General features: G+C 64.7%; 20 protein-coding genes and 1 pseudogene. 6 read left to right on the top strand and 15 right to left on the bottom strand.

Annotated features, from left to right (window positions below):
- Nucleotides 1–23: 23 nt before the first annotated feature.
- The 3 genes from LN047_RS27260 to LN047_RS27250 are packed head-to-tail and all read right to left on the bottom strand — an operon-like array spanning nt 24 to nt 3758.
- Nucleotides 24–953: a branched-chain amino acid ABC transporter permease gene (locus LN047_RS27260; protein ID WP_056327372.1), complete on the bottom strand. Its 930-nt coding sequence runs from the start codon at nt 951–953 to the stop codon at nt 24–26.
- 25 nt (nt 954–978) lie between these two features.
- Nucleotides 979–1776, bottom strand: coding sequence for an ABC transporter ATP-binding protein (locus LN047_RS27255; RefSeq protein ID WP_056327375.1), 798 nt, complete (start codon nt 1774–1776; stop codon nt 979–981).
- 5 nt (nt 1777–1781) lie between these two features.
- The gene (locus LN047_RS27250; RefSeq protein ID WP_373980737.1) at nt 1782–3758 is read right to left on the bottom strand and encodes a long-chain fatty acid--CoA ligase; all 1977 of its coding nucleotides are present in this window, start codon (nt 3756–3758) and stop codon (nt 1782–1784) included.
- 168 nt (nt 3759–3926) lie between these two features.
- On the opposite strand from LN047_RS27250, the gene LN047_RS27245 reads away from it, so the two are divergent.
- From LN047_RS27245 to LN047_RS27235, 3 genes are all read left to right on the top strand, one after another.
- Entirely contained in the window at nt 3927–4634 is a 708-nt protein-coding gene (locus LN047_RS27245) for a Crp/Fnr family transcriptional regulator (RefSeq protein WP_056327378.1), read from the top strand.
- Nucleotides 4635–4702: 68 nt separating this feature from the next.
- Complete coding sequence (locus LN047_RS27240; protein ID WP_312538563.1) at nt 4703–5164, top strand: MarR family transcriptional regulator; 462 nt, start codon at nt 4703–4705, stop codon at nt 5162–5164.
- A 162-nt stretch (nt 5165–5326) separates the two neighbouring features.
- Nucleotides 5327–5752: an organic hydroperoxide resistance protein gene (locus LN047_RS27235; protein ID WP_056327382.1), complete on the top strand. Its 426-nt coding sequence runs from the start codon at nt 5327–5329 to the stop codon at nt 5750–5752.
- Nucleotides 5753–6801: 1049 nt separating this feature from the next.
- On the opposite strand, the gene LN047_RS27230 is transcribed toward LN047_RS27235, so the two are convergent.
- The 6 genes from LN047_RS27230 to LN047_RS27205 form a co-directional block, all read right to left on the bottom strand.
- Nucleotides 6802–7524 (bottom strand): ABC transporter ATP-binding protein, encoded by a 723-nt coding sequence (locus LN047_RS27230; RefSeq protein WP_108005811.1) that lies wholly within the window; start codon nt 7522–7524, stop codon nt 6802–6804.
- Nucleotides 7525–7542: 18 nt separating this feature from the next.
- A complete protein-coding gene (locus tag LN047_RS27225; RefSeq protein ID WP_373980736.1) occupies nt 7543–9465 on the bottom strand; it encodes an ATP-binding cassette domain-containing protein in 1923 nt (640 codons plus the stop codon).
- 3 nt (nt 9466–9468) lie between these two features.
- Nucleotides 9469–10341 carry a branched-chain amino acid ABC transporter permease gene (locus tag LN047_RS27220; RefSeq protein ID WP_006216335.1) on the bottom strand — a complete coding sequence of 291 codons (873 nt, stop codon included), beginning with the start codon at nt 10339–10341 and terminating at the stop codon, nt 9469–9471.
- Nucleotides 10342–10481: 140 nt separating this feature from the next.
- Entirely contained in the window at nt 10482–11645 is a 1164-nt protein-coding gene (locus LN047_RS27215) for an ABC transporter substrate-binding protein (protein WP_373980735.1), read from the bottom strand.
- A 321-nt stretch (nt 11646–11966) separates the two neighbouring features.
- Nucleotides 11967–12908, bottom strand: a complete 942-nt coding sequence (locus LN047_RS27210; protein ID WP_373980734.1) for a LysR substrate-binding domain-containing protein — start codon at nt 12906–12908, stop codon at nt 11967–11969.
- A gap of 76 nt (nt 12909–12984) precedes the next feature.
- Nucleotides 12985–13617 (bottom strand): LysE/ArgO family amino acid transporter, encoded by a 633-nt coding sequence (locus tag LN047_RS27205; protein ID WP_056319516.1) that lies wholly within the window; start codon nt 13615–13617, stop codon nt 12985–12987.
- A gap of 156 nt (nt 13618–13773) precedes the next feature.
- Between LN047_RS27205 and LN047_RS27200 the strand changes: the two genes are divergently transcribed.
- Nucleotides 13774–14673: a LysR family transcriptional regulator ArgP gene (locus tag LN047_RS27200; RefSeq protein ID WP_056319519.1), complete on the top strand. Its 900-nt coding sequence runs from the start codon at nt 13774–13776 to the stop codon at nt 14671–14673.
- 18 nt (nt 14674–14691) lie between these two features.
- Nucleotides 14692–15183 carry a copper chaperone PCu(A)C gene (locus LN047_RS27195; RefSeq protein WP_062838924.1) on the top strand — a complete coding sequence of 164 codons (492 nt, stop codon included), beginning with the start codon at nt 14692–14694 and terminating at the stop codon, nt 15181–15183.
- A gap of 153 nt (nt 15184–15336) precedes the next feature.
- On the opposite strand, the gene gdhA is transcribed toward LN047_RS27195, so the two are convergent.
- The gene (gene gdhA, locus LN047_RS27190; RefSeq protein WP_056319526.1) at nt 15337–16683 is read right to left on the bottom strand and encodes an NADP-specific glutamate dehydrogenase; all 1347 of its coding nucleotides are present in this window, start codon (nt 16681–16683) and stop codon (nt 15337–15339) included.
- Between the two features lie 412 nt (nt 16684–17095).
- On the bottom strand, nt 17096–17890 hold the full coding sequence (locus LN047_RS27185) for an exodeoxyribonuclease III (protein ID WP_373980733.1): 795 nt from the start codon (nt 17888–17890) through the stop codon (nt 17096–17098).
- A 130-nt stretch (nt 17891–18020) separates the two neighbouring features.
- On the opposite strand from LN047_RS27185, the gene pyrE reads away from it, so the two are divergent.
- Nucleotides 18021–18707, top strand: coding sequence for an orotate phosphoribosyltransferase (gene pyrE / locus LN047_RS27180; protein ID WP_056319532.1), 687 nt, complete (start codon nt 18021–18023; stop codon nt 18705–18707).
- Between the two features lie 131 nt (nt 18708–18838).
- Here pyrE and LN047_RS27175 read toward each other — a convergent pair.
- The 4 genes and pseudogenes from LN047_RS27175 to gatA form a co-directional block, all read right to left on the bottom strand.
- A pseudogene (locus tag LN047_RS27175) lies at nt 18839–19165 on the bottom strand (type II toxin-antitoxin system VapC family toxin); the annotation flags it as partial.
- Entirely contained in the window at nt 19162–19410 is a 249-nt protein-coding gene (locus tag LN047_RS27170; RefSeq protein WP_373980732.1) for a type II toxin-antitoxin system Phd/YefM family antitoxin, read from the bottom strand. The pseudogene LN047_RS27175 and the gene LN047_RS27170, both read right to left, overlap by 4 nt.
- A 100-nt stretch (nt 19411–19510) precedes the next feature.
- Nucleotides 19511–20968 carry an Asp-tRNA(Asn)/Glu-tRNA(Gln) amidotransferase subunit GatB gene (gene gatB / locus LN047_RS27165; RefSeq protein WP_279215285.1) on the bottom strand — a complete coding sequence of 486 codons (1458 nt, stop codon included), beginning with the start codon at nt 20966–20968 and terminating at the stop codon, nt 19511–19513.
- Nucleotides 20969–20972: 4 nt separating this feature from the next.
- The gene (gene gatA / locus LN047_RS27160; protein WP_373980731.1) at nt 20973–22508 is read right to left on the bottom strand and encodes an Asp-tRNA(Asn)/Glu-tRNA(Gln) amidotransferase subunit GatA; all 1536 of its coding nucleotides are present in this window, start codon (nt 22506–22508) and stop codon (nt 20973–20975) included.
- Nucleotides 22509–22511 lie beyond the last annotated feature (3 nt).

Genomic DNA, 22511 nt, shown 5'->3' with positions numbered 1-22511 from the left:
GTTTTATCCTCGGTGACGCAGGCTTAGACGCGGTCGATGATCTTCTCGCCGAACAGCCCTTGCGGACGGAACAGCAGGAACACCAGCGCCAGCACATAGGCGAACCAGATTTCGATGCCGCCGCCCACCAGCGACCCCAGATACACCTCGGACAGCTTTTCCCCCACCCCGATGATGAGCCCGCCCAGAATGGCGCCCGGCACCGACGTCAAACCGCCCAGGATCACCACCGGCAACGCGCGCAGCGCGGCGGTGGACAACGTGAACTGCACGCCGAACTTCGATCCCCAGATGATCCCGGCCACCAGCGCCACCAGACCCGCCACGCTCCACACGATCACCCAGATGCGGTTCAACGGAATGCCGATCGACTGCGCGGCCTGATGGTCGTCGGCCACGGCGCGCAGCGCGCGGCCCGTCGAGGTGTACTGGAAGAAGAGCGCCAGCGCCGCCACCAGCAGCGCCGCAATGACCGCGGCGGTCAGATCCTCCAGGTTGATGAGCAGCCCCCCCTCGAACACCGAGTCCAGGATCAACAGCGGATCCTTGGGCATGCCGACATTGATGGAATACACCGAGCTGCCGAACGTGATCTGGCCCAGTCCGTCCAGGAAATAGCTGATGCCCAGCGTGGCCATCAGGAGCGTGGTGGCTTCCTGGTTGACCAGATGGCGCAGCACGAAGCGTTCGATCGCCACGGCCAGCAGGAACATCACGATGGCGCTGACAATGAATGCCAGCACGTTGGCCAGGATCATGTTGTCAAAGCCCAGCCAGCGCGGCAGCCATTCCGAAAAGCGCGCCATCGACAGCGCCGCCACCAGCACCATCGCGCCCTGCGCAAAGTTGAAGACGCCGGACGCCTTGAAGATCAGCACGAATCCCAGGCCGATCAGCGCGTACAGCATGCCGCTCATCAGGCCGCCGAATAAGGTCTCTAGAAAAAATCCCATGTCTTTCCGCCTTGGGTTGTCCGGCTTAGTGCGACACGCCGAGATAGGCGCGAATGACGTCTTCATTTGCCCGAACTTCATCGGGCTTGCCGTCGCCGATCTTCTTGCCGTAGTCCAGCACGACCACGCGGTCCGAGATGTCCATGACCACGCCCATGTCGTGTTCGATCAGCACGATGGTCGTGCCGAACTCATCGTTCACATCCAGGATGAAGCGGCTCATGTCCTGCTTTTCCTCGATGTTCATCCCGGCCATCGGCTCGTCCAGCAGCAACAGGCGCGGCTCCATTGCCAGCGCGCGGCCCAGGTCGACGCGCTTCTGCAGCCCGTAGGGCAGGCGGCCGACCGGCGTCTTGCGGTAGGCCTGGATTTCCAGGAAGTCGATGATGTTTTCGACGAACTCGCGATGCTGGATCTCCTCGCGCTCGGCAGGCCCCAGGCGAAACGCCTGCGCCAGCAGGCCGCTCTTCATGCGCAGGTTGCGGCCCGTCATGATGTTGTCCAGCACGCTCATGCCCTTGAACAGCGCCAGGTTCTGGAACGTGCGCGCGATGCCCATCTCGGCGGCGCGGCGCGGGTTCATGCGCGAGAACCGCTGGTTGCGGAATTCAATGCCGCCTTGCTGCGGCGTGTACACGCCGTTGATGACGTTGAGCATGGAGCTCTTGCCCGCGCCGTTGGGCCCGATGATGGCGCGGATCTCGTGCTCGCGCACGTTGAAGGAAATATCGGTCAGCGCCTTGACGCCGCCGAAAGACAAGGAGATGTTCTGCATGTCCAGCATGACATCGCCGATACGCTGGTCGCGGTCGTTATGGCTCATGATCTCTACGCGGCTCGGGCGGTGATGACGGGAAACGTCTTGACCGGGCAGATCCGCAGATCCGCCGAAATCTTGCCGGTGCGTCCGTCTTCGAATTTCACTTCGGTCTCGATGAACTGCGACTGCTTGCCGCCAAAGAGCGCATCGATCAGCACGCCATACTTCTGCGCGATGAAGGCGCGGCGCACCTTGCGCGTGCGGGTCAGCTCGTCGTCATCGGGGTCCAGTTCCTTGTGCAGGATCAGGAAGCGGCTGATCTGCGAGGCCGCCAGCTTGGGATCGGTCGCCAGGTCCGCATTGACCTGTTCCACGCATTCGGCAATGAGCTGATAGACCTCGTCCTTGCCCGCCAGGTCGGTGTAGCCGGCGTAGGCCAGGCCGCGGCGCTCGGCCCAGTTGCCCACGGCTTCCAGGTCGATGTTGATGAACGCGCACACATCCTCGCGGTTCGCGCCAAACGCCACCGCTTCCTTGATGTGCTGGAAGAACTTGAGCTTGTTTTCGATGTACTTGGGCGCGAAGAGGCTGCCGTTGGCCAGCTTGCCCACGTCCTTGGCGCGATCGATGATCTTTAGCTGTCCGTCGGTGTCCAGGTAACCGGCATCGCCCGTGTGGAACCAGCCGTCGGCGCTGCGCGCCTCGGCCGTGGCGTCCGGATTGCGGTAGTACTCCTTGAACAGGCCCGGGCTCTTGACCAGGATCTCGCCGTTGTCGGCCACGCGGATTTCCACGCCGGCCACGGGCGGTCCGACGGTGTCGTCGCGCACCTGCCCGTCGGGCTGCACGCAGACGAACACCGAGGTCTCGGTGGACCCGTACAACTGCTTGAGGTTGATGCCGATGGAGCGGTAGAACACAAAGAGGTCGGGCCCGATGGCCTCGCCCGCCGTGTAGGCCACGCGCACGCGGCTCATGCCCAGCGCGTTGCGCAGCGGGCCGTAGATCAGCACATTGCCCAATGCATAGCGCATGCGGTCCCAGGCGTTCACGGACTCGCCGTCCAGGATCTTGGTGCCGACGCGGCGCGCCAGCTTCATGCAGGCGCCAAACAGCTTGCGCTTGAGATATCCCGCGTCTTCCATGCGGATCATCACGTGCGTCAGCAGCCCTTCCAGCACGCGCGGCGGCGCAAAGTAATAGGTGGGGCCAATGTCGCGCATGTCGATCGACACGGTATCGGGCGACTCGGGATGATTCACCGTGAAGCCCGTGACCAGCAGCTGCGTGTACGAGAACATGTTCTGGCCGATCCAGGCGGGCGGCAGGTAGGCCAGCACGTCTTCCTGGTCGGTCAGCTTTTCCATGTCGGACACGGCGCGCGCGCGGTCGATGAGCGCGTGGTGCGTCAGCACGACGCCCTTGGGCTTGCCCGTCGTGCCGGATGTGTAGAACATCGCCGCGGGGTCCTGCGGCTGCACGGCGGCCACGGCGCGCGCGTAAAAGTCGGGGTGCTTGGCCGCGTATTCGCCACCCAGCGCTTCCAGTTGCTCATAAGACAGCAGCATGGGATCGGCGTAGTGACGCAGGCCGCGCGGGTCGTCGAAGACGACGTGCTTGAGCGCGGGGCATTGCTCGCGCACTTCGATCATCTTGTCGACCTGTTCCTGGTCCTCGACGATCGCGACGCTGATCTCCGCATCCTGCAGCACGTAGACCATTTCCTGGGCCACGGCGTCCTGATAGAGCGGAACGGGAATCGCACCGAGCGACTGCGCGGCCATCATGGCCATGTACAGACGCGGGCGATTCTCGCCAATGACGGCCACGTGCATGCCGGGCTGGATGCCAAGCGACGCAAGACCCTGCGCGACGTGACGGACATGGTCCGCCACTTCGGACCAGGTCAGGGTTTGCCAGATCCCCAGGTCTTTCTCTCGTATCGCGGGCCGCGACCCACGAACGTTGGCATGCGCGAGCAGCAGCGCCGGAAAGGTGTCCGGCGCCGCCGGCATCTGTGCAGATGCGGGCGATGAATGTGCCACGTTGTCTCCTCCGGTTTGGGCGCATCGCGCGCGGTGCCTGCGTTGAAGCGGCTGCGGCGGCGTGCTTGACCAGTTGGTTTTAGATTTACGGCAGGAGTTAAGGTATAAGGTTGGGTTGCTACCAACTGTCACCATCGCGACATTCAAGGACCTTTTAGGGTATTCCCGATGCAGCTATCCGACTCCCTGCAACTCGCCGCCGCCTGGTTCCGCGTACTCGACGCCGAACAGCAAGCGCGCGTGGAGCGGGACCTTTCCGTGCAGCAGGTCGTTGCCGGATCGATCATAGAGCGCAAAGGCGAACTCGCCCAGGCATGGATCGGTGTGCTTGCGGGACTGGTGAAGGTGTCGGTGGGCAATTCGGAAGGCAAGGTCGCATCGCTGACGGGCGTGCCCGCCGGCGGCTGGATCGGCGAAGGTTCGCTCCTGAAGCGCGAAGTCCGCAAATACGACATCGTGGCGCTGCGCGACTCGGTGGTGGCGCGTCTGCCGGGTGCGACGTTCGACTGGTTGCTGGATACCAGTATTCCGTTCAACCGCTATCTGCTGCACCAATTGAACGAGCGCGTGGCGCAGTTCATCGGCAAGGCGGAGTACGACCGTCTGCTGGATCCCGACGCGCGCGTCGCCCGCTGTCTGGCCGAGCTCTTCAACCCTTTGCTGTATCCGGGCATGGGCATGCGCCTGACGATTACGCAGGAAGAAGTCGGCTATCTGGCCCGTGTCTCGCGCCAGCGCGCCAATCAGGCGCTGCGCAAGCTTGAGGAAGCGGGATTGCTGAATGTCGAATACGGCGCGGTGCGCGTGCTGGATCTGGACGGCCTGAAGCAATACGGCTCGGATCGGGGCACGTCGGAAACGGAGCAGGCGGCGTAAGCCGGGGCAAGCCGAGGCGCGAAAAAAAAAGTGTTGACGATAAATCGCGCGCTATTTAATATTGCGCCATGAAATCCAGAAACAAGACCAAAGGCGCTTTCAACCCGCTGCTGCTGGACAGCCAGTTGTGCTTCGCCTTGTACTCGACCTCGCTGGCGATGAACAAGGTGTACCGCAAGCTGTTGCGCGGGCTGGATCTGACCTATCCGCAATACCTGGTAATGCTGGTGCTGTGGGAAGGCGACGAAATTACGGTGACGGATATCGGCGACCGCCTGTTCCTGGATTCCGCCACGCTGACGCCGCTGCTCAAGCGCCTGGAAGCCGCCGGACTGGTGACGCGCAAGCGCGCCGTGAACGACGAACGCCAGGTAATCGTGAGCCTGACCAAGCAGGGCCGCGAGCTGCGCGAAAAGGCCGAAGCGGTGCCGCATGCGGTAGGTGCGGCGGCGCAGTGTTCGCTGGACGAAGCGCAGGGCATGACGAAGACGCTGCACGCGCTGCGGGAAAAGCTGGTCGAAAGTCTTTGAGGTTGCGGGTGATGACTGTCATCATCCGGTTTTATAAGTAGCGCACGATATTGTTGTTCACGATTTAAAGTTTCAGGCAAGCCGCAAGTTCATCGTTGACCGCCAACACGGGAAGGGTCCCGCAAGGCAAGCAGTACAAACTTCATTTAAAGGAACCACACCATGTCTATCGAAAAAGTCCTCTACCGCGCCAACGCCACCGCCACCGGAGGCCGCGAAGGCCGTGGCGTCAGCGACGACGGCAACCTGGACGTCAAGCTGACCACCCCGCGCGAACTGGGCGGCGCCGGCGCCGCGGGCACGAACCCGGAACAACTGTTCGCCGTCGGCTACTCGGCCTGCTTCCTGGGCGCAATGAAGTTCGTCGCCAACCGCGACAAAATCGCGATCCCGGCAGACGTGTCCGTGAACGGCACCGTCGGCATCGGCGCGATCCCCACCGGCTTCGGCATCGAAGTCGAACTGAAGATCTCGCTGCCGGGCCTGGACCGTGCCGAAGCCGAAAAGCTGGTCGCAGCCGCACACATCGTGTGCCCGTACTCGAACGCCACGCGCGGCAACATCGATGTGACGTTGACGATCGTTTGAGGTTGACGTTGCATCGAGGGTGATGTGACGTGAGCGTGGGCCTTGCTGGGGATGACCGAGTTGGTCGGTTTCCTGCATAGGCCCATTTTTTATTGGGCGACGCCGAGTGCTTCATAGGTCGCCCGACGTCGCGGTCACCGTGGGCACGATCGCCCACGATTGCGGTCCGGAGCCTTCGCTCCGGACTCCCCCCTCGTCATCTTCGTCCGCCTTCGGCTCCCTTCAGATTCCCTCGGGCGCATCGACGGCGCTCGCACCCACGGTGCCCGCGACGTCGTGCTGCGAGGGTCTTTGGTATGTGGCGCTGTAAGACCTGTGGTCAGGGCAGGAGATCTGCGGGGCCGCCGAATTGCTGCCGCCCGGGCGGCGGCAATCGGCATCGGAGACGTGGGTCGTCGGTGCGGGGTGCGCTTGCGCGCGGGCGCAGATCAGTTTTCGAATGACGCTCGTCAGAGGGGGGAGAGCGGTGATGGGCGGCGCGGCGACGGTCAGCTATAACTTGCCGACCCGTACGCGCCGCCCATCGGGCACTGGAGTTCAACTGACGACTGTTGCCGTCGCTGTCTGAACCTGCCAAGAGCGTCTGCCGCTGCCGGTGTCTGACACCCTTGGGAGACGTCCTCGGTGTGAAGCGAATCTCTCCAGGGTGTCAGACACTAGACATGAAGCAGCCACACGCGAAGCGTCATCGCCCCGACGCAAGACGTCGCGTAAGCCCCCGAAGGCCGCCCGCGCGGCCGCCGCGGGCGGGCCCCGCAAGATCTTTCTCTCTCCCCACCGTGGGCAAGAACCTAAAGAACCCCACTCGCCCCGCAGACAGCAAAGCTGAATCTACAAGAGCCCGTCGCAGCGGGGGCCGAGGCGCGCGGGGCGTGTAGATGCGCCCGAGGGAAACCGAAGGGAGCCGAAGGCGTACGAGGTTGACGAAGGGGCAGTCCGGAGCGAAGGCTCCGGACCGCAATCGTAGCCCCGCGCGCCTCGGCCCCCGCTGCGGCGGGCGTCTTAAGAACCACCCTCAACGCCAGCCAAAAAAAAACCCCAAATAAACCTCAATGCGACCCACCCAAATAAGCCGCCACCACCGCCGGATCATGCTTCAGCTTCTCCGCACTCCCATGCACAGAAATCCGCCCATTCTCCAGCACATACCCATAATCCGCGACATTCAACGCCGCCGCCGCGAACTGCTCCACCAGCAGCATCGTCACGCCTTCTTCCTTGAGCCGCGCAATGATCCGGAACACTTCCTCCACGAGAATCGGCGCCAATCCCATCGACGGCTCGTCCAGCAGCACCAGCTCGGGATTCAGCATCACCGCACGCGCCATCGCCAGCATCTGCTGCTCGCCGCCCGATAACGTGCCTGCCAGCTGATCGCGCCGTTCCTTCAGCCGAGGGAACAGATCCATCGCCCGCCCCAGATCCGCCTGTACGTCACCCTTCGGCCGGCTGCCCGTCAGGCGAGGAAACGCGCCCAGCAGCAGGTTGTCCGTCACCGACAGCGTCGGAAACACCCGGCGGCCCTCCGGTGAATGCGCCAGCCCCAGCCGCGCAATCCGATGCGACTCCAGCCCGTCGATGCGCTTGCTGCCCAGCGTGATCTCGCCCGCCGTCGGCCGGATCATCCCCGACAATGCCCGCATCGTCGTCGTCTTGCCGGCCCCGTTCGAGCCGATCAGCGTGACCACCTTTGCCTTGGGCACCTCCATGCTGATGCCGTGCAGCACCTTCACCTTCCCGTAGCCTGCTTCCAGATTCTTGATCGATAGCATCTTGTTGTCCCCTTGGCGTCAGGCGGGCGCGCCGCCCAGATACGCCTCGATCACCTTGGCGTTGCTTTGCACTTCATTGGGCAGCCCTTCGGCGATCTTCTGGCCGAAGTCCAGCACCGACACGGTGTCGCACACGCCCATCACCACATCCATGTGGTGTTCGATGAGGATCAGCGTGATGCCGTGATCGCGCACTTTGCGGATGATGGCCAGCAGCTCCACGATGTCGGGCGCCGTCAGGCCGGCCGCCGGTTCGTCCAGCAGCAGCAGTTGCGGATCCAGCGCCAGCGCGCGTGCGATCTCAAGCAGGCGTTGCTTGCCGTACGGCAGGTTGCGCGCTTCTTCGTTGGCCAGCGACTCCAGCCCCACGAACTCCAGCAGCGCCATGGCCCGCGCCCGGGCGCCCTGTTCTTCGGTCTTCCACTTGGGCGTGCGCAGCGCGATGGCCGCCAGGCCCGTCGTGAAGGTGTGGTGCAGGCCCACCAGCACGTTCTCCAGCGCGGTCATTTCGCCAAAGAGCTGCACGTTCTGGAATGTGCGGGCGATGCCGGCCTCGGCGATATGGGCCGGGGGCAGGCCGACAAGCGACTTGCCGGAAAACTCCACCGCACCGGCCGTGGGCACGTAGATGCCGGTCAGCACGTTCATCATGGTGCTCTTGCCGGAGCCGTTCGGTCCGATCAGCCCGTGGATCGTGCCGCGTTTGACGGTCAGGTCCACTTCGTTCAGCGCCTTCAGGCCGCCAAACTGCATCAGCACGCTCTTGGCCGCAAGCAGTGTCTCGCCCTTGCCCGCCACCGCGTCGGGCACGGCGTCCTGTTCCTTCACCAGGTCCTTCTTCACCGTCAGCGCCGCGCGGCGCGAGGAGAAGAACAGGTTGCGCACGAAGCCCACGATGCCGTCGGGCAGGTAATACACGACGAACAGGATCATGGCGCCGAAGATGGTCAGACGCCAGTCGGTCACGGCCTCCAGCCAGTACGAGAAGATGGCCAGCACGATCGTCCCGATCACCGGCACCGCAACCTTGCGCGGTTCGGTGCGGCCCTTCGAGATGGCCACGGCGCTGCCTACCGTCACCAGGATCGCCACCGCCAGCGCGATCAGGCGGAACGTGCCGATGTCGTCCAGCATCTTGGGCAGCAGCACGATGATCGACGCGCCCAGCAGCGCGCCGGTGCGGCTCTTGCGTCCGCCCATGATGATGGCCAGCAGGAACAGGATCGTGAGTTCGAAGTTGTACGTGTTCGGCGAGATGTACTGTTCCGAATACGAATACAGCGCACCCGCCAGGCCGGCGAAACCGGCACTGATGACGAAGGCGATCACCTTGTGGCGGTACACCGACACGCCCATGCAGTCGGATGCGATCGGGCTGTCACGCAGGGCTTCGAACGAGCGGCCCAGGTGCGACTTCAGGATCCGGTGCACCACGATCAGCGAGATCACCAGCAGCGCGGCGACCAGCCAGAAATACTCGGCCTTGGTCAGCACGTGCCCCGCGATGGACGGCTTGGAGATCTTGATGCCGAGCGGGCCTTCGGTCAGGAAGGTCATCTCGTTGATCAGGATCTGGATGATCGTGCCGAAAGCCAGCGTCACCATCGCCAGATAGGGGCCCGTGACGCGCAGCGCCGGCAGGGCCAGCACCGCGCCGAAAGCGGCGGCGATGAGGATGGCGGCGGGTAGCGTCAGCCAGATCGGAATCTGCAGGTGAAAGACCAGCACGCCGGCCACATACGAGCCGATGCCGAACAGGCCCGCGTGGCCCAGCGACACCTGGCCGGTGTACCCCACCACGATATCGAGCCCGAACAGCAGGATCGAATAGATCATGATGGTTTCAATCAGGTGCAGGTAATACGTGTTCGTCACGCCCAGCGGCACGGCGGCCAGGCAGGCAACGGCCACGATGGATAGGAGAAGGTGCAGGGGTTTCATCGCTTACACCTTCTTGATCGCGGTCTTGCCGAACAGGCCGGCGGGCTTGAAGGTCAGAACGAGCAACAGCAATACCAATCCCGGCACGTCTTTGTATCCCGTTGATAGATAGAAACCGGTGGTCGTCTCGGCGATCCCCAGGATCAGCCCGCCCACCACGACGCCCATCCCGCTGGACAGGCCGCCAATGATCGCGACGGCAAACGCCTTCAGGCCCAGCACCGCGCCCATCGTGGCGCCGGTCAGCGTCAGCGGCGCGACCAGCACGCCTGCGAATGCCGCGGTCAGCGACGACAGCGCATACGAGAACGTGATGACCATGCCGGTGTTGATGCCCATCAGGCCGGCCGCGTCGCGGTCGTTGGACGTGGCGACGAAGGCCTTGCCGTAGATCGACTTGCGGTTGAAGATCTCCACCAGGATCATCATGCCCAGCGCGCCAAACACCACCAGCAACTCCATCGGCAAGACGTTCGCGCCCAGCACCTGGATGGGCGCCTCGGGCAGCGGCGAGGGAAAGCGCAGGTCGTCGCGGCCCCAGATGTTCTCGGCCACGTTCTTGAAGATGATGCCCAGCGCAATGGTGGCCATGATCCAGCCGAATTCGGATCGCGTCTTGATGGCGGGCCGCACGCCCACGCGCTCGACCAGCGCGCCTTGCGCGAAGCCGAAGATGCAGACGATGGGAATCATGACCCAGTAGTTCACGCCCAGTCCGACAAGCGTCAGACCGACGAGCGCACCCAGCATCAGGGCTTCGCCCTGGCCGAAGTTCAAGGTGCCGGACGTGGCAAAGGTGAGCTGGTAGCCAAAGGCAATGACCGCGTAGATCATGCCTAGCGCGATACCGCTATAGATGAGCTGTAGAAGAATCATGGTGTGTGTCTTGAGGCGCTGTGTTCCGTCCCAACCCCCTTGGGCAGAACGCTGTTTTCAGGCGGCTGCATGCCCCGCGCCCTGAGCTTGGGGCGCGGGCGGCGGCGGCCGGGCAGCCGCCGCCTTCCTGCTTGTCGGGATTAGTTGGCCTTGACGACCCGGCCGCCCTTGACCTCGCCGATGACCACTTCCTTGGCGGTGATCGCGTCGTGGTTGTCGTGCGTGAAGGGCTTGTTGTAGGTCATCACTACGCCCTCGACCGGGGTCTGCAGGTTTTCCAGCGCTTCGCGCACCTTGGGACCGTCGGTGGAGTTCGCCTGCTTGATGGCGGCTGCCAGCAGGAAGATCGAGTCATAGCCCTGCGCGGCCGACACCGGCGAGTCGATGCGGTTGTTCTTGGGCTTGAACTTGGCCAGGTAGGCGTCGATGAACGCCTTGCGCTTGGGCGTGTCCGGGTCCTGGATGAAGGTCTGCGGCATGCGCGCGCCTTCGCCGTTGGCGCCGGAGTTGTCGATGTAGTTGGCCATCGACAGCGTCCAGCTGCCGATGATCGGCACCTTCCACCCCAGCTTGGTCATGCCGTTGGCGATCTGCGCCAGCTCGGGGCCGATGCCGTAGGTCAGCACGGCTTCGGCGCCCGCGGCCTTGGCCTTGAGCAGCTGGGCCGTCATGTCGACGTCCTTGATGTTGAACTTTTCGACGGCCACGGGCTTGATGCCCTTGGCGTCCAGCGCTTTCTCCAGGTCCTCGCGGCCAAGCTGGCCGTAGTTGGTGGAGTCGGCCAGGATCGCCACTTTCTTGAAGCCGCGGCGCGTGATCGCTTCTTCGACGATCATCGGGGCCTGGATGCTGTCGTGCGCCGCGTTGCGGAACACGTAGTTGTCGGGGTATTCCGGCGCCTTGAACTGATGAGTGATCACGCTGCCGGTGGCCACGTTGTTGAACACCGGAATCTTGGCGTCCTGGTAGAAGCGCTGGGAGGCCAGCGCCACGCCCGTGTTGATGTAGCCGACGGTGGCGGTCACCTGTTCCTTGTTGATCAGCTCCTGCGCGATCTGCACGCCGCGCTCGTTCTTGGCTTCGTCATCGCGTTCGACGGCGACGAGCTGGCGGCCCAGCACGCCGCCGTTCTTGTTGATCTCTTCGATGGCCAGGCGCACGCCGTCGCGCATGCTGACGCCCATGGAGGACGAGCCGCCGGTGTAGGGGCCGGCCACGCCGATCTTGATGGGGTCGGCGGCGTAAGACGCGGCCGATACGGCAAATGCAAGGGTTCCTGCAAGCAGCTTCAAACGAAAATCCATGGATGTCTCCGTTGTAATTGGGTGAACTGCGTGGAAAGCCGTGTGCCGGCGCCAGTCGGCGTGGGTTGTTTTGTTGGCGCGCTCCTTTATTGCGTGTCGTGACTGTCTGCTTAATCGCTTACGCGAATCTGACCCGGTGGCGCTTTTCCGCGTAAATACCTAGTGCCGCTGCAAGGTTCCTTTCAGACTGCTGAACGTCTTTAGCCTGATGGCGGTCCCGCAGCCGCATCGGTGCGCCGGGCGCGCGCAGACGTGCTGGCCGCATCCTAGCGATCAGGATGCGGCGTCGTGCGGAAAATCATTCCGCCATCAAGTGGAAATTTATTCCTGACCGGCCTCGGGCCCGCATGGCCATTGGGCTGCGCGCTGGCAGACCTCGGTCAGCCATAGGGAAAACGCCTGGACTGCGCCGCCAGATGCGCGTGTGGTTTCGGTGCACAGGTAGTACTGCGACTCGCCGGGGATTTCCACGTCCAGCAGGCGGACCAGCTTGCCTTCGTCCAGCCACTCGGCGGCCAGCGACCGGCGCGTCAGCGCCACGCCCTGGCCCGCGCGCGCGGCGGCGAGCATCATGCCCAGGTCCACCAGCCACACGCCGCGCGACGGCTCGGGCCAGTCCAGGCCGGCGGCCGCCAGCCACGGACGCCAAGGCTCCATTGGGCAACGCAGCAGGTCGGCGCGCGCCAGGTCCGCGGGCCGCAGGAACGGGCCGCGCGCCGCCTGGTAGCCGGGTGAGCACACCGCGAACACCGGATCGTGCGTGAGGGGGTGCGCGTTCAGGCCGGGATACTTGCCGCTGCCAAAGCGGATCCACACATCGGCGTTGGGCGGCATGATGTCCAGGTAGGGAATGGACAGCATGATCTCCAGTTCGACGTCGGGGTGCGCGGCGGTGAAGCCGGGCAGGGCGGGGATCAGGACCTGCCGGGCGAACGTGGGCGTGGACACCACGCGCAGCGTTTCCAGCTTGGGTTCGTTGCGCTTGTGCAGCGAGGCGTCCGACAGCAGGTCGAGCGCCGTGCGCACCTGTTCCAGATACTCGCGTCCGGCCGCGCTCAAGGTTGCGCCGCGGCTGCTGCGGATGAAGAGGGTGACGTCCAGCAGCGTCTCAAGCGAGGCAATACGCTTGCCGATGGCGCTGGCGGTGACAAAGAGCTCTTCGCTGGCGCGCTCGAAAGAACCCAGCCGGGCCGCGGCTTCGAAGGCCTGGATGGCGGCAAGCGGCGGCAGGCGCACGTCTTTGGAAAGGGAAGGTCCGCGCATGGAGCGGTGGCGGGCCGGCCCTGCGCCCGACGGAAAGTGGTGAGGCGACGATTATAAAAGTGCTGGCCTGCGAGCCTCAGACGCCCTTGACCGCCAGGCTGACCGCCAACCCGGCCATGACTGCGGCGATGACCCCGTCCAGGACCCGCCAGGCCGTCGCGCTGGCAAAGAACGGGGCGAAGAGGCGCGACCCGATGCCCAGCACGGCGAGCCACAGCAGGCTGGCCGTGAAGGCGCCGGCCGCGAAGGCCATGCGGGCGTCTTCGAAGCCATGCGCCAGCGAGCCCACCACCACCATGTCCAGCCAGAAATGCGGATTGAGCAGCGAAAAGCCCAGCGCGCCCAGCATGGCGGCGCGGCGCGACGGCACCACGTCGCGCGCGGCGGCCAGGCCACCCGTGGCCGTCCAGGCGCGGCGCGCGGACTGCGCCGCGTACCAGGTCAGAAAGGCCACGCCGAACCACAGCACGGCGGTGGTCAGCCAGGGGAACCACGCGGTCAGCGCCTGCAGGCCGGACACGCTCGCGAAGATGAACACCAGGTCGATCAGCGCGCAGATGGCGACCACGCTGAGCAGGTGCGCGCGCATGAGGCCCTGGCGCAGGATGAACGCGCTTTGCGCGCCCACGACAGCGAACAGGCCGAGGCCCGTGGCCGTGCCGCTGGCCCAGGCGGTGAGGAAGGCGGGGGATGACAACGTGGCAAACATGGAAGGGATACCTGTGAAACCGGTGACTGCAACGCCTGTGGCGGCGCTTCGATGGGTTGCCGGGCGCGTGGAGCGGACGGCATGGTGTGATTTTCCCTTGCCATGTGTATGAAATACAGCTAATTTTCCTTCACTATATTAAGCATAGCTAATGTTATGAGAATCGATCACGGCAACCTGCGCGCACTGGCCGCGGTGGTGCGCGAAGGCAGTTTCGAGCGCGCGGCGCTGTCGCTCAGCGTCACGCCGTCGGCGGTGTCGCAACGGATCAAGGCCCTGGAAGACCGCATGGGCCGGCTGCTGGTCCAGCGCACCGTGCCGGCCGCCGCCACGGCCGACGGCCAGGTGCTGGTCCAATTGGCCGAGCAGACCGCCTTGCTCGAGCACGACGCGCTGAACCGGCTGGGCGTTGCCGATGACGACATCCCCCACGCCAGCATCCCGATCGCCGTCAATCACGACAGCCTGGAAACCTGGTTCGTCGACGCCGCCCTGCAGTTCGCCGCGCGCACCCGCGCCACGCTCGACATGCTGTCCGAAGACCAGGATCACACGGCCGCCCTGCTGCGCAACGGCTCCGTGCTGGGCGCCGTGACCACGCTGGCCGATCCCGTGCAGGGTTGCCGCATCCATGCGCTGGGCAGCATGCGCTACGTGGCCACCTGCACGCCCGACTTCCACAAGCGCTACTTCGCGTCGGGGGTCAATGCGCAGACGCTGGCCCAGGCGCCCGTGCTGGTGTTCAACCGCAAAGACGCCCTGCAGGCGCGCTTTGCGCACAAGATCGCCGACCCCGCGCCGTGGGAGCCGCCGGTCTGGTGGGTGCCGTCCACACGCGCATTCGTGCAGGCGACGCTGGGCGGGTTGGGTTGGACCATGAACCCGCTGCCGCTGGTGCAGGAACACCTTGATGCCGGTCAACTCGTCCTGCTGCGCGGCCGGGCTTGGGAGGACGTGCCGCTCTACTGGCAGCATTGGCGGGTAAACTCCGAGGCCATGGAAGCTTTGACCGACGCGGTGCTGTCAGCCGCCCGCAGCCTGGTCAGGCGCCGTTAACGTCTCAGGAGGACACGCATGAACATCCGCAAGTTTGCCGCCATTGCCGCGATTGGCCTGTGCACCGCCGGTTCGGCGTGGGCCAAGGACTACAAGGTGGGCCAGGTCGAAATCGACGATCTCTGGGTGCGCGCTTCCGCGCCGGGCCAGGCCAACGGTGCGGGCTACATGGATATCGACAACGACGCCAAGGCACCGGACCGCCTGCTTTCCGTGACATCGGACGCCGCCGAGCGCGTGGAGCTGCACACCGTGCAGACCGAGAACGGCGTGTCCAAGATGCGTCAGGTCGAAGGCGGCATCGCGCTGCCCGCCGACACCGAGGTCAAGCTCAGCCCGGGCGGCTACCACGTCATGTTCATCAAGCTGAAGGCGCCGTTCAAGGACGGCGCCACCGTGCCCGCCACGCTCAAGTTCGAAAAGGCGGGCGAAGTGGCGGTGCAGTTCAAGGTCATGCCGGCCTCGCACAACCCCGGCATGAGCCACGGTCATGGCGGCATGAAGCACTGATCCTGGCAGGCCCGCGTCCCCGGGACGCGGCAGGCTTGCCAAGCGGCTGCGGCCTTGCCGCCGCCGCCAATAACAAGGCCGACTCGCAATGAGTCGGCCTTTTGCTTGATCCGCTTACCTGCGCCGCTGCGGGCGAGTGTCAGCGGGCAGCGATCAATACAAGCCTTGCTGGCGCATGGCGTCCGCGACCTTCACGAAGCCGGCGATGTTGGCGCCGTCCAGGTAGTTCACGTACTCGCGCTCGGAGTGGCCGTGACGCACGCAGTTTTCGTGGATGTCGCGCATGATGGCGTGCAGGCGGGCGTCCACTTCCTCGCGGGTCCAAGACAGGCGGGCCGAGTTCTGCGCCATTTCCAGGCCCGACACGGCCACGCCGCCGGCGTTGCTGGCCTTGCCCGGCGCGTACAGCACACGGGCGGCAACGAAGGCCTTGGCGGCCTCAAGCGTGGCGGGCATGTTCGCGCCTTCGGCGACGGCTAGCACGCCGTTCTTGATGAGCGTCTGCGCATCCGACAGCTCCAGCTCGTTCTGCGTGGCGCACGGCAGGGCGACGTCGACGGGCACATGCCACGGGCGCTTGCCGGCCTCGTACTGCAGGCCGAATTGGCGGGCGTAGGTGTCCAGGCGGCCACGCAGGTCGTTCTTGATGTGCATCAGCGCCACGAGCTTCTCGTGGTTGAAGCCGGCCTCGTCGACGACGGTGCCGTTCGAATCCGACACGGTGATGACGCGGGCGCCCAGGGCCATCGCCTTCTCGATGGCGTATTGCGCCACGTTGCCCGAGCCCGACACGGAAACGCGCATGCCGTCGAAGGACTTGCCCACGCGCTTGAGCATTTCTTCGGCGAAGTACACGGTGCCGTAGCCGGTGGCCTCGGGACGGATCAGGCTGCCGCCGAAGGTCAGGCCCTTGCCGGTGAACACGCTGGCCGTCGAGTTGGACAGCTTTTTCATCATGCCGGCCATGAAGCCGACTTCGCGCGCGCCCACGCCGATGTCGCCGGCCGGCACGTCGGTGTCCGGGCCCAGGTGGCGGTACAGCTCGATCATCAGCGCCTGGCAAAAGCGCATGACTTCGGCATCGGACTTGCCCTTGGGATCGAAGTCCGAGCCGCCCTTGCCGCCGCCCATGGGCAACGTGGTCAGCGAGTTCTTCAGGGTCTGTTCGAAGGCGAGGAACTTCAGGATCGACAGGTTCACGGACGGGTGAAAGCGCATGCCGCCCTTGAACGGGCCGATCGCCGAGCTGTGCTGGATGCGGAAGGCGCGGTTGACCTGGGCGCGGCCCTGGTCGTCGGTCCAGCAGACGCGGAACTGGATGACGCGCTCGGGTTCGACCAGGCGTTCGAGCAGGGCGTGTTCAGCGTAGTGAGGATGCTTCTCGACGAAAGGCCACAAGCTGAGCATCACCTCCTGGACGGCTTGCATGTACTCGGGTTGCTGCGGGTCGCGCGCGGCGACGCCACGCAGAAAGTCGTCCAGACTCTGCACTTTCACCATGATCTCCTCGGGGGTGCTTCGAATAGGTGCGGAAATTGCGCCAGATTGGGGCGCGATCAGTTTGTTTTGGTGCAAGACTGCACCGGTATGGTGCGGCGATTGTAGGGGCAAAATGTTGCCCTGCGCAAAGCGAAAAACCGCGCCATCACGTTGATAACAAACAGATTTTTCTAAGCAAAAATCGGGGACGTATTTACGGGCGGGCGTCTCGGGATTCGGATTCCAAAGGTGCGCGGTTGGGCGTGATGCTTGAAATATCAGGGAAAATTAATATGTCCCCGTTTTAAATGCCCGCCTCGTCATAGGGGTGGCTGCCCGTGCCCGCAGGCCACGAGGTCATTGGCAGGCCGCTTGCATGCGCAGCGGCCCGCGATCCAAACGTGATAAGTCCCCAATTAAGATTTGAGATAAATCACGCGCGCAAGGTGGTGTCGTAATCGATCGTCAACGGCGCGTGATCCGAGAAGCGCTCGTCCTTGTAGATGGCCACGTTACGCGCCTTGGCGGCGATGCCCGGCGTGGCGATCTGGTAGTCGATGCGCCACCCGACGTTCTTGGCCCAGGCCTGGCCGCGATTGCTCCACCAGGTGTATTGGTCCGGACGGTCATCAATGGTGCGAAACACGTCCACAAAGCCGCGCTTGTCGAAGACGTCCGTGAGCCACGCGCGCTCTTCGGGCAGGAAGCCCGAGTTCTTCATGTTGCCCTTCCAATTCTTCAGGTCGATTTCCTTGTGTGCGATGTTCCAGTCGCCGCAGATGACGAATTCGCGGCCGGTCGTCTTGTGCTCGTGCATCAGGGCATCGATCCACGGCGCGAACCGGTCCAGGAAGCGGTACTTCGCCTGCTGGCGTTCGTCGCCGCTGGAGCCGGAAGGCAGGTAAGCGCTGATGATCGACAGATCCTTCCAGTCGGCGCGGATGATGCGGCCTTCGTTGTCGAACTCTTCACAATCAAAGCCGTTGTTCACGCGCTCGGCGGCATCTCGCAGGTAGATGCCCACGCCGCTGTAGCCCTTTTTCACGGCGTGGTGAAAGTGGCCGGTATAGCCGGGCGGATGCCGCAGGTCGTCGGTCAGGTCCTCGTGGGATACCTTGATTTCCTGCAGGCACAGCACGTCGGCGGCGTGCTTTTCCATCCACGGTTGCAGGCCCTTCTTGAAGGCGGACCGGATGCCATTGAGGTTGATCGACGTGATGCGCAGCAAAGCGAAACTCCTGTAATGCGGCCGCAGGGGGCGGACAATGCCAGGAATTTAACCGACTCGGCGGCGCCATCCGGAAAAGTCCCCGACAGCGGATAAAATGCGGGGTCTGCCACCTACCGGAACCCCTTGCATGCCCGCCGCCCAGTCCTCCGTCACCGCCCTGGATTTCGTCCGCTTTGCCTTGAACGAGGGCGTTCTGCGCTTTGGCAGCTTCAAGGTCAAGTCGGGCCGTATCAGCCCCTATTTCTTTAACGCGGGCCTGTTCAACAATGGCCGCTCGGTCGGGAAGCTGGCGCAGTTCTACGCGCAGGCCCTGCTGGATTCCGGCGTCGAGTTCGACATGCTGTTTGGCCCGGCGTACAAGGGCATCCCGCTGTCCACCGCCACCGCCGTGGCGTTGGCCGGCCATCCTGATATGCAGGGCCGCAGCGACGTGCCATTTGCCTACAACCGCAAGGAAGCCAAGGACCATGGCGAAGGCGGCACCCTGGTCGGCGCGCCGCTCAAGGGCAAGGTCGTCATCATCGACGACGTCATCACTGCCGGCACGTCGGTGCGCGAATCGGTGGAAATCATCCGCGCCGCGGGCGCAGAGCCGGCCGCCGTGCTGATCGCGATGGACCGCATGGAGCGCGCCGGCCCGGACGACGCCTTGTCGCCGCACTCGGCCGTGCAGGACGTGGCCAAGACCTATGGCATCCCCGTGGTCGCGATTGCTTCACTGACCGACATCCTGGCCTTGCTGCAAGACGACGCGGCGTTTGCCGAGAACCGGGATGCCGTGCTGGCGTATCGGACGAAGTACGGGGTGAAGTAAGGGGAGCCATACTGCGCGAGCGGTTCCGCCAGGTGTGAGGGCGGTCCAAGTACGGAAACCCCGCAGGTTTGCGCCGCGGCACATAGTTTCTGATCGAAGGTCGCAAGCGTGGCGCCAGTTGCCAATGCCAGCTCCAGATAGGACGCGTCGTAGACGGTCAGGCTGTGTTTCCGGGCGAGGGACACGCTGGCAGCCAGCCAAAGCTGCGTGGGGCGTTGCTCTTCAGAGAAGGGCACGCGGCTCAGGATCTCCGAGAATTTGGTCAGCATGGTCGCGCTGGCCATGCCTGAGCGCTCCGCGCGCATCGCGCCATGGGCGACCTCCAGATGCCAGATCGTTGGCACATAGGTGACGTAGTCGTCCAGCCCCTCCAGGATGCGAAAGGCTGCCTCTCGAAAGGGCTGGCTGGGCAGGCTCAGCCAGTTGAGCGCAACCGAGGCGTCAAGGACAAGTTTCATTCGTGCACCGGCTTTACCGCCGCCCACCAGCTTTCATAGCTGTCGTGCTGGATGGAGGGAAACGTCTTTATCGACTCCACTGCCCAATGCGCGTTTTCGCTCATCATGGGATTGACGGGGCGGATCTGGGCGTAGGGCTGTCCGTCGCGCAGGACGACGATGCGGGCTCCTTGGTGTGCGGCTTCAATGAGCGAATCCACACGCTGGGGCAGTTGTTCCAGGGGCACTTCAAAGTACGGAGACATGTTGTCTTCCCATCAGACATTGACCGCTCCATTCTTCGCCAAAGAAAAAGCCGCGGCAATCTGCCGCGGCTTCGGATTAGTCTGATTTCGCAATAAGCGATCAACTATCCAACTTCTGCTTCAGCAAATCATTCACCTGCTGCGGGTTGGCCTTCCCGCGAGCGGCCTTCATGATCTGGCCGACCAGGGAGTTGAACGCTTTTTGTTTGCCGGCGCGGTACTCCTCGACGATGGCCGGGTTGGCGGCCAGCACCTCGTCGATCATCGCGCCGATGGCGCCCGTGTCGCTGATCTGCTTTAAGCCGCGGGACTCGATGATGGCGTCGGCGTCGCCGCCGTTCTCGCCGGCCCACATGGCGCCAAAGACCTCGCGGGCGATCTTGTTGGAGATCGTGCCGTCGATGATGCGGCCGATCAGGGCCGCCAGCGCGGGCGCGGCGACGGGCGATTCGGCGATGGTCTTTTCTTCCTTGTTGAGCACCGCGGCGACTTCGCCCATGACCCAGTTGGACGCAAGCTTGGCCTGACCGGCCGGCAGCGCGTGCGCCACGGCTTCAAAGTAGGCGGCCAGGTCGCGGCTGACGGTCAGCTGGGCCGCGTCGTAGGCGGGCAGGCCGTATTCCGATTCGAAGCGGGCGCGCTGGGCGGCCGGCAGTTCGGGCATGGCGGCGCGGACCTCGTCCACCCAGTCGCTGGAGATCACCAGCGTGGGCAGGTCGGGGTCGGGGAAATAGCGGTAGTCGTGCGCGTCTTCCTTGCTGCGCATGCTGCGCGTTTCGTCGCGGTCGGCGTCGTACAGACGCGTTTCCTGGACGACGGTGCCGCCGTCCTCGATCAGCTCGATCTGGCGGCGCGCTTCATAGGTGATGGCGCGTTCCAGGAAGCGGAACGAGTTGACGTTCTTGATCTCGGTGCGGGTGCCGAATTCCTTCTGGCCCACCGGGCGCACCGACACGTTGGCGTCGCAGCGGAACGAGCCTTCCTGCATGTTGCCATCGCAGATGCCCAGCCACACGACCAGGCTGTGCAGCGCGCGCGCATAGGCCACGGCTTCGGCGGCCGAGCGCATTTCGGGTTCGGTCACGATTTCCAGCAGCGGGGTGCCGGCGCGGTTCAGGTCGATGCCGCTGGCGGGGCTGCCATTGGCCAGGCTGAAGTCGTCGTGCAGGGACTTGCCGGCGTCTTCCTCCAGGTGGGCGCGCGTCAGGTTGACGGTCTTTTCCTCTTCGCCCACGAAGAACGACAGCGAGCCGCCCACCACCACGGGCAGCTCGTACTGGCTGATCTGGTAGCCCTTGGGCAGGTCAGGGTAGAAGTAGTTCTTGCGCGCAAAGACCGAGCGCGGCGCGATCTTGGCGCCCACGGCCAGGCCGAAGCGGATGGCGCGTTCGGCGGCGCCGCGGTTCATGACCGGCAGGCTGCCCGGCAAGGCCAGGTCGACTTCATTGGCCTGCGTGTTGGGCGCGGCGCCGAATTGCGTGCTGCTGCCCGAAAAGATCTTGGAGTCCGTGGAAAGCTGCGTGTGCGTTTCCAGGCCGATGACGATTTCCCAGTTCATGTTCTCAGCCTTGCTGGACAGGGGCACGCTGATGCCAGTCCGTCACGTGTTGGTAGCGGTCGGCGATGGCCAGCAGGCGGCCTTCGTCGAAGTAGTTGCCGATGATCTGCAGGCCGATGGGGCGATTTTGTTTTTCGCCTCCGAAACCGCAGGGGATCGACATGGCGGGCAGGCCCGCCAGGCTGACGCCCAGCGTGTAGACGTCGGCCAGCCAGTCGGCGGTCGGGTCGTCGCGGTTGTCGCCGATGTTCTTGGCGACCGTGGGCGTGACTGGTCCCATGATGACGTCGCACTGGTCCGCAAAGGCGCGCTGGAAGTCCTGCGCGATCAGGCGGCGCAGGCGCTGCGCCTGCAGGTAGTAGGCGTCGTAATAGCCGTGGGACAGCACGTAGGTGCCGATCAGGATGCGGCGCTTGACCTCGTCGCCGAAACCTTCGGCGCGCGAGCGGCTGATCATCTCGTTCAGGTCGCCGTACTGCTTGGCGCGGTGGCCGTAGCGCACGCCGTCGTAGCGCGCCAGGTTGCTGGACGCTTCGGCGGGGGCGATCACGTAGTACGCCGGAATGGCCAGCTCGGTGCGCGGCAGCGAGACCGGCACGCGCACGGCGCCCAGCGCCTCGAACTGCTCAAGCGCGGCCTGCACGGCAGCGGCCACGTCGGACGCCAGGCCGGCGCCAAAATATTCCTCGGGCACGCCGATGCGCAGGCCCTTCAGGGGCTGGCTGCCGGCGGCGTCGAAGCGCCCTTGCGCGGCGTCGAAGTCGCGGCGCACGCGGCCGGGCTCATTAACGGCGCTGTCGCACTTTTCCAGGCTGGTGGCGTCGCGCGGGTCAAAGCCGCTGATGACGTCCAGCAGTTCGAGCAGGTCGCGGCTGCTGGGGGCCAGCGGGCCGGCCTGGTCCAGGCTGGAGCCGAAGGCCACCATGCCATAGCGAGACACAGTGCCATAGGTGGGCTTGATGCCGCTCACGCCGCACAGGGCGGCGGGCTGGCGAACCGAGCCGCCGGTGTCGGTGCCGGTGGCGGCAGCGACCAGGCGCGCGGCCACGGCGGCGGCGGAACCGCCCGACGAGCCGCCGGGCACGGCAGCGTGGTCCCACGGGTTCTTTACGGCGCCGTAGGCGGAGTTCTCGTTGCCGGAGCCCATGGCGAATTCGTCGCAGTTCAGCTTGCCCAGCGAAACCGCGCCGGCCGCTTGCAGGCGCTCCACGACGGTGGCGTCGAACGGGCTGGTGTAACCCTCGAGCATCTTGCTGCCCGCGGTGGTGCGCCAGCCGCGCGTGACGAAGGCGTCCTTGTGGGCGATCGGGATGCCCGCCAGCGGGCCAGCGGTGCCGGCCGCCAGCGCGGCGTCGGCCGCGCGCGCCTGGGCCAGCGTCAATTCGGCGTCAATATGTAAAAAGCTGTTCAGGCCGCTGGCCGCTTCGGCGGCCGACAAGGCGCTTTGCGCCAGGTCGACGGCACTGACTTCGCGTTGGGCGAGGGCCGCGCGCAGGGCGGCGATCCCCTCGAACTGGGTGTGCAGGGCAGGTTTCGTCATGAC

Origin of the sequence: Achromobacter sp. JD417, from assembly GCF_041879325.1 — a bacterium.
GTDB classification, from domain to species: Bacteria; Pseudomonadota; Gammaproteobacteria; order Burkholderiales; family Burkholderiaceae_B; genus Achromobacter; species Achromobacter mucicolens.
This window is presented reverse-complemented; position numbering and strand designations above follow the sequence as displayed.